Raw genomic sequence first — 12,415 nt, 5'->3', positions numbered from 1 at the left:
AAAATTGAGGTTAAGTTCTTTGGCTCAACTGTCCGAGTTTTGTTGATTGTCCTAGCTCGAACTTGGTATTTCTTAACAATATTATTGATTGCTTGCTTCGAGTATCCCTTAGGCTGGTCCATTATTTTGACGTCTAGCTGACTTAAGAATGCCATTATTGGCCCATTTTCCTGGGCATATAGGAGCATATTGCGCTGCCGTTATTATAGATACCAAACACTTCCAGAACATTTCGAGAGAAAGAATAGCTTCCACCCATCTTTCCTAATCCCAGAAGAAAAACAAGGCTGACAAGAACCTTTGTGATCCGGCTCGGCCAAGATTGAATCACCTTACTTGCACGACGCTCAACCAAAACAATCGCGACCACCACAAGAACTAGTCCGATCAAAACACCCCAAACAACAAGTGGATTAACCAAACTAAGAATTTCCTTAAACGACCCTAACTCGGCCATATCAGACGGAACAACCGGTGTGGCACGACTAATGATTTTAAGTCGGTTGGCAATCGCATACACGAGGCAAAATGCATTAATCGTAATCACGGAAAGCCAGTAACGGTTCGTGAACGCCTCGAGAATCCAGTATGCAGCACCCATAATCAGGACCGTACCAAGAATCTTGAAAGGATAACTTAAGACAACGGTTGAAAAAAATACTGTCTGTCTTGTGAGTCATCAACTCAGTCATCTGCAATGAGGTACTCATTAGCAGCGTTGCAATTGCCTGGGTGACGTAAAACGTTCCGAAAGCCACAATAGGGCGATAATACTCAGACCATATCCGTGAGAATATATCTCCAGCATGATTGCGTAGTAGCCCTAAGGCATCCCAAAAATCGGTATGCCAATATCTGTCGAACCTCTTCCAAAGCTGAAAATGACGAATCAGACTCACGACAACAACTGTCACTATGACAAGAAAGACCGCCACAATTAAAGACGCCACAGGAGCTGCAACCACCCGAAGGCCCCCAGGCAAGAATCGTTTCACACGATTCAAGGTTCCACCAAGATAGTTAGAAAAAGGACTATAAGAAGCTGTAAAAAGTGCAACTAACACAGCGCCTTGGCTAAATGATAGTAACTTTGACTTCTCACCATGTTGCGGACGGAGCCCTGGTAACTTTTCGAGGACTTGAAGCAACCAAATAGCCGGACCGACCGTGAGCGGCGAGAACATTGTAACGAAGCGAATGGAGTTCACCATTGCCATCTGGCGACTCGATAATGCCCAACCCATGAACAACAAGGAGAAAACAGCTATGGCCAGCAACCACAGAGATTTATTCGAAAGCCACTCCGGCCGTCTGGTATGAATTAGAGCAATGCACCCGGCGATGAAAATACCAGTAAACGTGGCACCATTACCAAAATGTAAAATATCCAAGTTAAAGATGATATCGAGTGTTAATAAAATCCAAACTAAAAGACTAAAGCGTTGGTCTGAAGCTCGTTTCTCAATATAGGGCTCTAGAAGAATAAACACAATTAACCCAGAAACCATCGGAAAAGCGTTTCGACTGATCAGAAAAACCGTATTATACAGAGAAGCATGCCACATCTGACTATTTAAAACCAATAGCCCGGTTAGCAGAACAATACCAATCCAAACAGTGGTCAGCCAGACTTTCATTGCAGCTGCTACTGTTTGTCGACGTCGTACAACTAACCCCATGGCCCAAATCAGCTGTCATCGCCAATATCCGGAGTCCGTACGCAGAGAGGACACCTAATGCCCACTTAATGTCCATACCCTTTGTAGAGATAGTGTAAAGCCAAACGCCGTTGTCCCCAAAGGCTATCTGTGAAAAAAATTACAGCGGTCGCAAAAACGATTCCGAGTACTGTAATGGCCAACCTCATTTTTAAAGGCCTATCACTTTTCGATGAATTGCTACTCATAAACGTCACCTGATAATTAAACAAATTTTGCAAACTAAAAGTAATTATAACAGAGTCTCCAAATATTTAAGAATTAACTCCGACAAAAGCAGGACTGTAAATCACATAACACTTTATCCAGTGTTATGTCAGAGTCGGTGAAAGCTAATCGTTCTTCGCTGCTCAAAATTTTTCCTCAATCAGAGGCTAAGATGGGCTGCTAGATGCAGACTAAAACTTTACCGACTTGACCATGATTTTGCTGGCAAAATAGTCAACCAATCAAAACCATAAGCCTCAAAATAAGGTACGTAGTTCATTTGTACTGCAAATGAACTACCGTAATAAGTAAGGCTCAGCTAATCCACTTTCCGCACCGGAGTATGCTTAATAACAATCAAGACCCCCCTTCACTTCAGTTTCGGCTCAGCGTCGCCAGAACTTCTTCAAATCAGATACCGTAGGGAAAAGGCAACGGTTGAACCAACTAACTGGTGGCGTCAAGCAAATCGCGATTGCTAAAATTGTGATAATCATTATGACGCAGAATGAGCTTGGAATTACTTGCTTCAACAGCCCGTCAACGTTCAGCAGATCCTCTAACAAACGCACAATGACGATGTGAAAAGCATATATTTGCATTGTTTTTGCTCCAAGCAAGGTATAAAAGGTATGCCCGTACGGAACAAGCGAAAAGAACGCCAACATCATCACAGTAACAACAAGATAATAACCCAGTCGAATCAAGCCACCCCAGACAGGTACGACAGAGGTCCCATATTTAAAAGACATCCGGTTTGTCAGGAACAGCCATAAAGAACCAAGATGAGGTAGAAGAACCCAAATGGCCGCAAAAGCCAGCGTAAGAATAACTAACCCAACCAGTAACAGCCGCTTGTTCTTAAACTTTTCAGCAAGATCACGGGGATTAGTCAACACCCCAGCATAAAAAAAGGGAAAGAACGCAATGGTTCTAGATAAGGCCATAAAATCGCCAATTTGTGCGATATAGCCTGCAATACAAGCAATCACTATTGAACCGAGTAGGACGTTTCTCCCACTAAATCGCTGAAGAAAAATAGATACTATCTGAGCCAAAAAGAGCGTTAGAAGATACCAAGAACTCCACTTTCCATTAATAAAGAAAATGATTTCCAGGCCTGCGCCAGGGCTGAGAACTGAGTGACAATCAGAAGAACTTTGAGCATCAGATAATATTCAAAATAAAGAAATATTCTCGAATAACGGTGTTCTTTGATGTTTCGCTTAGAAAAAAAGACCGCTAACAAAGATAAAAGCAGGCATATGAAAGACGTAAATAAAAAAAAGCCGACCGCCCCGATAAAGCCGCCACTACTTCCAAATCGATCTATGACATGTCCCAGCACAACAAAACAAATTAAAATGAACTTCACATTATCCCATTTAGCAACTCGTTGACTCATTTCGCACCCTTGAATAATTGACTCGTTAATCTACTACAATAACGATCTAAGCTCTTGAAGAAAAAAATCATTACAATCATTTGCTGATATCATGGCTGATTTTTGAATCCATCTCTCGTTCCTTTTTATAATAGATATGAAATTTTTGCTTCAGGAAAAATCTTACCAACATAGAACCCAATGATTCCAAGAGATAGCAATTGAACCCCACCTAGGAAAAGAGTAATTGCGACCATTGAAGTCCATCTGGCAAATGGCACTCCCAGATGGAAAAACAGACTATGACAAATATCCGCACGAACACTGCACCCAAGCAAGCAACCCGCAACGAGAAAAATAGCATCCAACGAAGCTTTTAAACAAGGCAAAAAAACGTTGCTAGAATGCCCAGAGCGTTTCCAAGCAGACCACAAGCAGGCCAATATTCGAAATTCGAATTATTTAATCGTCTGAATAAACGCTCGAGTGGATCTGGTATCGCCTATCACCAACCAGACCACTTCTGGCTGCTTTGATTCCGGGATAGAGAGCCGAGAACGACTAAAAAAATATCGCTAGTATGTTCGTAAATATACATCAATGTCCGGAGACCTATCAGGGTCTTATCTTCTGAACCAACGTTTCTCCTGCTCTTGATGCGCAACAGTTTTCAACCGGACTTCCACCGCTCTGGCGGCCGGAGGTCCAGTCTGTTGCTTGTTACAACATGGCACTACACTTTATCGCATTTGGCCTCTACACCGGGATGTAAAAAGACCAAGCCGACTCGCGTCAACCTGGTCAGTGAATCACAGCATATACTTCGCGTCGGCCTCATGATCCTCACTTGTAAGAATCTTTGGTCCGTCATTCGTAATAACCAAGGTGTGCTCATACTGGGCGCAGTCAGAGCCATCAGCAGTGACGTAATATTCCCAGTCATCGTTGGGCACCTGCTTAGCTTGATCTTCCAGGTCCCAGTGGTGATCATCGGCTCAATCGTGATGGTCATCCCCGCCTTAAGGCGAAGACCATGGCCCGGTTCACCGTAGTGAGGAACGTTTGGCGCTTCATGCATGGTCGGCTGAATACCATGACCAATCAGCTCACGAACATCGCCATAGCCCATCTCGTCTTCGGTGTAATGCTGAATCGCATAACCGATATCGCCAAGCCGATTACCAACGACTGCTTGGTCAATGCCGAGATACAAGGCTTTCTTAGTGACTTCCATCAACTTTTGACGTTTCGGTGAAATCTTACCAACTGCGTATGTCCAAGCGGAGTCGGACATATAGCCTTGCCAGTTAACTACCGTATCAACGGTGACAATGTCACCATCCTTGAGGTAAAGACCTTACGAGGAACCGAATGCGCAACCTCATCGTTGATGGCGACACAAGTGGCGTACTTATACCCCTCAAACCCCAGCTCAGCAGGAATGGCTCCGTGAGATTCAATGTACTCGCGGCCAACTTTTTCAATTTCCCAGCTTGACACCCCGGGCTTGATGATTTTCTTCACGGCATGATGCATGCCCGCAAGAATCTCCCCAGACTTGGCCATACCTTCAATTTCACGATCAGACTTTAATGTGATCAAAAACTTGCATCTCCCTAATTATTTTACTGATGCGACGTACTTGGCCAAACCATCTTCAAGCGGCGTGTGCGTCATGAAACCTAGTGCGTTAATCTTCGAAGCATCCGCAAACGAATCGTGAATGTCACCGGAGCGCCCTGGCTTGAAACTAGCATTTAATTTCTTGCCCGTCAAACTTTCCAGCTGCTTGGCAACCGTCATTAGACTGGTTTGCTTACCATTGGCAATGTTGAAAACATCATTTCGGGCCGCTGGCGTCTGTAATAAACCACGAATGGCATTGACGACATCACCAACATAAACGAAGTCCCGGGTTTGTGACCCGTCCCCAAAGAAGGAAAATGGTTTATCATTTGTTAGGCAGTCCAGCATAATCGACAGCACCCCACTGTAAGGTGAGGCTGGGTTCTGCTTAGGCCCATAAACGTTGAAGAAACGCGCACAAACCATCGGCATATCATACAGCCGACCATAGTTAATGATAGCCCGCTCAGTCGCATACTTATCAACTGCGTATTGCGTGAGCGGCTGAACCGCCTGATCCTCGCGCTTCGGCATCTCTGGTAGCTGACCATAGACCGCCGCACTGCTTGAAAAGAAGAGCTTTTTGAATGGCAGCTTCTCTCGGCGAAGCGTCTCAATGATGTTCAGATTGGCTTCTTGATTGACCTGATGTGTTTCGTAGGGCCGCTCAACCGAATCGGCCACACTGGCAATTGCAGCAAGTAAAACATAGTAATCAAACTTGTTTTCAATCACCAACTGACTCATGAACTCATGATCCGTAATCGTGTGCTGAATAAAAGTGACACGATCCGACTGCGGAATGTTGTTCACACTGCCCATGGATAAATCATCGACCACTGTGACTGTCGTGTCTGGTGCCTGAAGCAAAAGCTCAACCAGGTTTGAACCAATAAATCCGGCTCCACCTGTGATTAGATAACTAGCCATACGACGCCTCCATCAGTTAGTAAATACTCCATTAGTAATTTTAACACAAACGGCCATCCCTCAACGGTCTGGCCACAAAGCAATATTTTAGCAGACGATCAGGAAGGAAAAATCTTCACTTTAAGAATCCGCAAAATGTCTCTCAGCTATAGAGAAATAGGTGATTACTGCCCTGTACAGAACCTTTATAAGCAGTACTCCGGTAGACTAACCTATGAAAGTCGAGCAAGAAATCTTTCAAAAACACATTAAATCTGCTAGATCATTCTTCAGTACTGACCCGCACACAGAATGTGCTCAGACAGACGACTACTGTTCCTTTAGAAGAAGCATATCTGCTATAATCATTCGGTTAGAATGAGCATATCAAGACAAGCAAAACAATGAAGGGACAATAAATAATGCCAACTGCAAAAATTGTTTACGCCAGCCTAACTGGCAATAATGAAGAAATCGCCGATATCGTGGCGGAAGAGCTTGAGAAGTACGGCTACACCGTTGATGCTACCGAAGTCAGCCAGGCCATGGCTGAGGATTTCAAAGACGCAGAAATCTGTGTCACCGCAACTTATACATACTCTGACGGGGATGAAGGTATCCTGCCAGACGAATCACTAGACTTTTATGATGACTTAAAGGAAACCGATCTTAAAGGCAAGGTTTACGGCTGCTGCGGCAGCGGTGATCACTTCTACGACGATTTTGCGACCGCCGTCGATGACTTTGACAAGGCCTTCGCCCAATCTGGGGCGACTAAGTGCGCTGACAACGTCAAAATCGACCTCTCCCCTGAGGCCGACGACATCAAAGCACTCGAAAAGTTCACCAAGCAACTAGTCGATAAAGCCAAAGAACTGAATGTCTGATTCGCAGATTGAATCAATCTTTGCTAGAAGACAATTAGCTTGTGCGCTGCTGATTCTTCGCGGTACAATGACCACATTAAAGGAGGCACGGTAATATGAGCATTTATGATTACACTGTCACTCTGGAAGACGGCACCAAGTACCCACTAAGCAAGTATCGCGGTCAGCCCATGGTCATTGTTAACACCGCCACGAAATGCGGCTTTGCCCCACAATTCGGCCAACTGGAAGAAATTTACAAGCAGTTTCAAGATCAGGGACTCATCATTCTGGGCTTTCCTTCTGATCAGTTCCACCAGGAAATTGGCGATGGTAAGGCAGCCGCGCAGGCCTGTCGCACCACGTATGGCGTCACCTTCCCAATGCATGAAGTCGGACCGGTTAACGGCGAAGACGCCCAGCCGCTGTTCAAATTTTTGACCGAACAGGCACCAGGCGCTTTAGGCTCAAAGAAAATTAAGTGGAACTTCACCAAGTTCCTAGTCGACCGCGAAGGCAACGTGATTGAACGATTCGCCCCAAAGACGAAACCCAATGACATGCTTCCAGCCATTAAAAAGCTGCTATAAATCACGAAAGGACTCACCCAACTGTCAGTTGCAGTCGAGCAAGTCCTTTTTGCGTTGGCCCGTGGGTGAATCCCACTGCTCAATTTTTACTTAAACAAGTCATCCGTCCGCCGTGCCACCAGTCATCTCGGTTTTTCCGCATGAAATCGTGGACTTTCCCCTTACTACTCTTAGGGTGCCCGCCGTAGTACTCAGCAATGATGGCGTTGACGACAACCCCGATCAACCACAGCATCGCCATCACGTCCAGCCACAGCAGCAAGGCAATCACCGTGGACAAGGTGCCATAGGTGGAGATTCGGGTGCCGAAGTGGCGCATGTACCAGGAAAAGACTTGGCCGAGCACCAACCAGCCGACCACGGTGAATGTCCCCCCAGGCAGGATCGTCCAAAATTTGATTCGAGCGTTGGGGAGAAAGAAGTCGATGACGAAGATGATCAGGAACAGTGACGACAACGTTACCGGCCAGCGCCAGGTGTTAAACGTGTCGAGCCACGCCGTCGACAAGTGCAGCAACGGAACAAGCCACTCAAGAAACTGGCGACCAAACGTGTACATCACCATGACCCCACCCAGCATCAGCACCAAGATAAACAGCATCAGCATCGAAAGCAGCCGCTGCACCAGATAATTCTGCCGCGGCTTGACGTCATACGCGCGGTTAAATCCGGTTTTCAGCCCATTCACCGCGAGGCCTGCAGTCCATAAGGTGACCAGCCCAGCGGCGGAAAGTACTGAACCGGACGAGGTAGCAATCAGGTTTTTGATAATGGGATTGATAAAGTTCATCACGTCGGTCGGAATCACTTGGGTCAGGTATCCTTGGATCTGAGCGTAGCTGAACCCAAAAAAAATGGCAACAGGTTCCCGACCACAATGAATATTGGAAACAGTGAAAGCAAAGTATAGTAAGCCAGTGCAGCTGACATGACCCCGATCTGCGCATCCATCACGCGGTCGTACATGAGCTTAATTGCCTCACGTAGCTTGATGCCGCGAGAGACGCGGATGCTGGCCAAGGGAATCTGCCCTGAATGCACGGCCTGCTTCTGGGCCTCAGTAAGTTTCACTTTTCGCCTACTGCTGTGCTTGATCACCGCTTTTGGCCCACTGCTGCTCATCACTGTTCCCTCCCTTCACCACCGCCATCTTCTTTGATTATACCAAACTAACAATCGCCCACGTCAGGAAAGTGTATAGGTCGCCGAAAAGTAGGCGGCCACGAGTTTCTGCGCATAAAAGCAGCCCGACCGCCGCAGTGGCAGTCGGGCTGTTGAATGCTGACCACGGCCAACCGGCCTCGTGGCTGAACCTGGCGGCTATTTCAAATCAATCGCCGTCTGCAGCGCCTTCAGCGGATCCGTGCTGGACACCGTGTAAAGGGCATTGCCCTCACGCCAGGACACCGAATTATTCCGGGTGTTAGTGGTCGTGGTGGTCAGGCTGATGGCGCCGTGCCCAGCCGGCACCGGCAGCATCTCTTTGCTCAGCAGACTGGTGACTTGGTTCGCCAGCGGCAGCGGTTTTTCGCCGTTGATGGTTGAGGACTGCAGCGACAGCGACCAGCGCCCTTCCGCCCAAGTCAGGTAAGTTGAACCAGCCGCACCTTCCTCGGTGGCGGTCAGATGATCGCCCACACTGACGGTCGGCAGACCCGCCTGGACCGCCCGATAGTTGATCTGCGCCTCGGCAGCGGCGGGGGTCGTGTACGTTGTCTTCTTAATGGCGACCGGTGCGATCAACCCGTCCAAACTGGCATCGTTGAATGGCAGCGCGCGGCCCTCGCTCAGGTACAAGCCGTAGTTTTGGCTGTTGCCAATGGCTTGCACGTTCAAACTCTTGCCGGCCGCCGCCGTGTAGCTGCTCGGGAACTTAGCCCCAGGTAGTTTTGCTTGCACGGCCTGCTTCACCTGGGTCAGCCGGTCGACCGGCTTGCTGCTGGCCGTTGCAGGACTGCTGCTGGTACTGCTGGAAGACGCAGCCGCCTTAGACGTGGTGGCCGACTGCGCCGTTTTCTGACTCTTATGCTTTTTAGTCGCCTTTTTGACGACCTTGCTGGAACTGGCCTTGCTGCTGGATGAATCGTTTGTGCTGGACGAATTGCCGCAGGCCGCGGTTCCCAAGACCAAGAGCGCCAGTGGAATAATCAGAATGCTTTGTTTCATGATTGTTCGCCTCCAAGGTAAATTGCTTGCAAGTCTATTGTAACCGAATTCACGGCCACGAGCAGTGATTCCGGAGACGTCTTACACAAACGTTAAAATCGGCTGAGCAGGCCCTTATAGGAAGTCAACCAGGGTCAGCGTCAACTGGTTAGGCCGCACGAGGATGAACTCGTACTGGCCAGCATGCAGGAAAAACTGCTGCACTGCTGGTACCGGCGCGTCGAAATAGGCCGCGTAGACAAACCGCCGCGGCTGCATGTGCAATGCGAGCCCAAGACTCGCGTGCGCGACCAACTGCGCGGCCTGGGCCGCGAAGATGCCCCTTTGAAGCGTGTCGTCTGGCGCCACCGCACTGGGCAACGGCTGCCATGCATCTGAAAAACTGAACAATAAGCTGATCAGCCCCTGGTCGGTGACCGTGATCACCGGCCGTTCAGCAGCCATTTCCACCACCAGCGCACTGAGTGTCGTCGCCATCGCCAAGCCCCCGCTTTTCCTTTTTGAGCCCAGCGTAGGGAGTTTTGGCCAGTGAGTCAACGAATTCGACTCCAGCAAAAAGGCGCCGCATCGACCGGCGCCTTGAAGCGCTCAACTGTCATACTTCTCAATGAACGCCGCGTAGTCGGCCGTCACCTGGTGCAGGTAATCCTTGGCCCAGTGCTGGATCGCGGCGTCAAAGTCCTTGTTCATGTAGCCGGCGGCCACGGCGGCCATGGGACTTTGCGCGTGCGCCATCGCCAGCAGGTACCCGCACACCCGGCAGTAGGCCTGGTACTGGGTCCACGACAACGCCGAAACGTCGATCGACCCTTTCATGTCGCGGAACTGGCGAACGTAAAAGCTTTTGCCGAAGGCGTTGAACCAGCCCAGGAACGGATCCGAGGCCTTTTGCAGAATCTGCGTGGACGAAATGATGCGCTGGCCTTCGCTGACTTCCTGGTTCAGCGTGACTTCCAAGCGCGACGGCAGCAGGTCCCGGCGCTTGGCAGCGCCTCTTTGACCTGCAGAACCAGGTGCGAGCCGCCCAGCCCTGTCAGCAGCATCAAATAACTGCTGGTGCCAAAACTGCCAATCCCAACCGAGTGGCGAATGATGTCGGTAATGTGGTACTGACCAAGCAGCAGCGCCACATCCGCGCGGGTGGTTTGCTGGTACTGCAAGAACCCGTGCATCATCGCAATTTCTTGCCCTTGCTCAAGGTGAACCGACCTTGGCGGATCGTCCTTAAAGCGCAGGTGGGTGCCGTGCATCACGGTGAACTTCTTGACGACCGACTCGTTATCGCGATTGGCCGCCTTTTTGACCACGTCGCGGACAAACTGTGCATCCTCTTCGGCCGGCAGCTCGGCCACCAAGTTGTCGACCGCTGTGCTGGCGTAAAACCGTTCCAACGCCCCGGTCTTGAAGGCCTTTTTCAACGTCTTGCGGTAGGTGCGCGCGACGTCTTTCACCAGCTGATCGACCGCCGCCTCGCCGAAGTGCTCCTGGCCGCCGAAAAGATAAATCGACGTGGTCAGCCGCTTGACATCGAATTCAAAGGAGTTTGGCGCAGCCTCATCGAAATCGTTGAGGTCAAACAGCATATTGCGCTCAGGCGACGCGTAGAAGCCGAAGTTCTGCAGGTGGGCATCCCCGTCCGTCAGCACGCGCAGGTGCGACTGCGGCTCGTGGCTGAGGTCATAGGCCATTAGCTCCGCGGTTCCGCGGAAAAAGGCCGCTGGGTTGGCCCCCATTTTCTGGTGCCGCTGCGGCAACAACTCCTGGATCAGGTTGGCCTCAATCGCGTCAATAAACGCCACCGGGTCTCGCTGAATGATGGGCCGATCGCCCAGCGAAGACAGCGGCACAGTCTCCCGCTGCGCCTTGCCCAGATCATGTAAGGCGGCGATGTTGGTGATGTTGGTCTGCCGCTGAAGCTTCTTGAGTTCTTCGATCATTTCCGCTCGCATAAAATCACCCGCTTTCCGCTTTCAACTTAGCGCAAGCAATAAACTTGTGCAAGCGCATAAAAAAAGAAAGCCGGAGCGACTCTCTCATGGTGCTGACATTATTTATTCTGCTTTTTTTCAGTGCGGCGCGCAGATCCATTTTGACGGAATCCTTGGCGAAGCGCTTGTTCACGATGAAGTCGTGAATCACGGCCTGCAGGATCTCGATCATCTGCTCCCGCGAGATCTCAATGAAGTCCGGGGCCATCAGGTTGGCGATGCCGGTCGCAACGATCCACAGCCCAGAGATGGTGTTGCGCCGCTGCTCCTCACTGATTTGTTCCGCCGGCGCGTAGTCGTCAAGCCGCTCAATGGCAGTGTGGAAGGCAAACTCCCGCATGTCCTCGACCCCGAAGTGATCCTCGATGAACACCGCCCGGTAAAGTGCCGGGTTATCGAGCGCAAAATTGATGTACGCCAGTCCCAGATCCACGATGGGATCGGTGGTGAAGCGGCGGCTCATTTTGACTTCCAGCGTCTGCTTGATTTCGTCCAGCACCGCCTGCTTCAGATCCGCCATGTTGGTGAACTCGAGGTAAATCGGCTGCGTCGAGCACCCCATTCGCTTGGCGATGTTGCGCGCAGTAAAGTGTTTAAAGCCCTCTTCGACCACCAACGCATACGCCGCATTAAGAATTTGATCATGCGTAATTGTTTTTTTCCGTGCCATAATAGTTCCCCCTATTTGCCGGATATTCTATTGAAACATAAACCCCCTACACAAAATGCTTACACTTACCTCGTTATTTTAACAGATTAGGGTATAAAGACAATGAATATCTAACAATTTTTATAATAATGTGATGGCCGCTGTAACCTTTGGTGTCTAAGCTTCACCCGCTATCTTTGCCTGGGTGAACAACTGTTGTGCACGCGTTATCTTGAGGCGTGATCCGGACCGGCGCAGTGTTGTGAAAATCGCGGAAAAACCACCCTGACGATAAGAAAACAAAAACTCATT

The 12,415-nt window shown here is 49.4% G+C and carries 9 protein-coding genes and 4 pseudogenes; 2 read left to right on the top strand and 11 right to left on the bottom strand.

Annotated elements, in window-relative coordinates:
• Positions 1–154: 154 nt before the first annotated feature.
• The 6 genes and pseudogenes from JCM13995_RS10515 to JCM13995_RS10490 all read right to left on the bottom strand — a co-directional run bounded on the left by JCM13995_RS10515 (position 155) and on the right by JCM13995_RS10490 (position 5,865).
• Positions 155–520 (bottom strand): hypothetical protein, encoded by a 366-nt coding sequence (locus JCM13995_RS10515; RefSeq protein WP_156314446.1) that lies wholly within the window; start codon positions 518–520, stop codon positions 155–157.
• 13 nt (positions 521–533) lie between these two features.
• Positions 534–1,637 (bottom strand): hypothetical protein, encoded by a 1,104-nt coding sequence (locus tag JCM13995_RS10510; RefSeq protein WP_054665398.1) that lies wholly within the window; start codon positions 1,635–1,637, stop codon positions 534–536.
• Between the two features lie 674 nt (positions 1,638–2,311).
• Positions 2,312–2,983, bottom strand: a complete 672-nt coding sequence (locus JCM13995_RS10505) for a hypothetical protein (RefSeq protein ID WP_054665396.1) — start codon at positions 2,981–2,983, stop codon at positions 2,312–2,314.
• Between the two features lie 8 nt (positions 2,984–2,991).
• Positions 2,992–3,330, bottom strand: a complete 339-nt coding sequence (locus JCM13995_RS10500) for a hypothetical protein (protein ID WP_054665393.1) — start codon at positions 3,328–3,330, stop codon at positions 2,992–2,994.
• A gap of 788 nt (positions 3,331–4,118) precedes the next feature.
• A pseudogene (map, locus tag JCM13995_RS10495) lies at positions 4,119–4,911 on the bottom strand (type I methionyl aminopeptidase).
• Between the two features lie 18 nt (positions 4,912–4,929).
• A complete protein-coding gene (locus JCM13995_RS10490) occupies positions 4,930–5,865 on the bottom strand; it encodes an NAD-dependent epimerase/dehydratase family protein (protein ID WP_054665389.1) in 936 nt (311 codons plus the stop codon).
• A gap of 401 nt (positions 5,866–6,266) precedes the next feature.
• Between JCM13995_RS10490 and JCM13995_RS10485 the strand changes: the two genes are divergently transcribed.
• Together JCM13995_RS10485 and JCM13995_RS10480 are read left to right on the top strand one after the other, a co-directional pair.
• Complete coding sequence (locus tag JCM13995_RS10485; protein WP_054665386.1) at positions 6,267–6,731, top strand: flavodoxin; 465 nt, start codon at positions 6,267–6,269, stop codon at positions 6,729–6,731.
• Between the two features lie 95 nt (positions 6,732–6,826).
• Positions 6,827–7,300, top strand: a complete 474-nt coding sequence (locus JCM13995_RS10480) for a glutathione peroxidase (protein WP_054665383.1) — start codon at positions 6,827–6,829, stop codon at positions 7,298–7,300.
• Positions 7,301–7,379: 79 nt separating this feature from the next.
• Here JCM13995_RS10480 and JCM13995_RS10475 read toward each other — a convergent pair.
• From JCM13995_RS10475 to JCM13995_RS10455, 5 genes and pseudogenes are all read right to left on the bottom strand, one after another.
• Positions 7,380–8,422: pseudogene (locus JCM13995_RS10475) on the bottom strand (YihY/virulence factor BrkB family protein).
• Between the two features lie 198 nt (positions 8,423–8,620).
• A complete protein-coding gene (locus JCM13995_RS10470) occupies positions 8,621–9,466 on the bottom strand; it encodes a hypothetical protein (protein WP_054665380.1) in 846 nt (281 codons plus the stop codon).
• A 114-nt stretch (positions 9,467–9,580) separates the two neighbouring features.
• A complete protein-coding gene (locus JCM13995_RS10465) occupies positions 9,581–9,943 on the bottom strand; it encodes a hypothetical protein (RefSeq protein ID WP_054665376.1) in 363 nt (120 codons plus the stop codon).
• A gap of 111 nt (positions 9,944–10,054) precedes the next feature.
• Positions 10,055–11,403, bottom strand: a pseudogene (locus JCM13995_RS10460) (DUF2252 domain-containing protein).
• Positions 11,404–11,563: 160 nt separating this feature from the next.
• A pseudogene (locus tag JCM13995_RS10455) lies at positions 11,564–12,124 on the bottom strand (TetR/AcrR family transcriptional regulator); the annotation flags it as partial.
• Positions 12,125–12,415 lie beyond the last annotated feature (291 nt).

This window comes from Lacticaseibacillus camelliae DSM 22697 = JCM 13995 (genome assembly GCF_001311195.1).
Classification (GTDB): Bacteria; Bacillota; Bacilli; order Lactobacillales; family Lactobacillaceae; genus Lacticaseibacillus; species Lacticaseibacillus camelliae.
The sequence above is the reverse complement of the archived record's forward strand: the minus strand, read 5'-3'. Positions and strand labels throughout refer to the sequence as shown.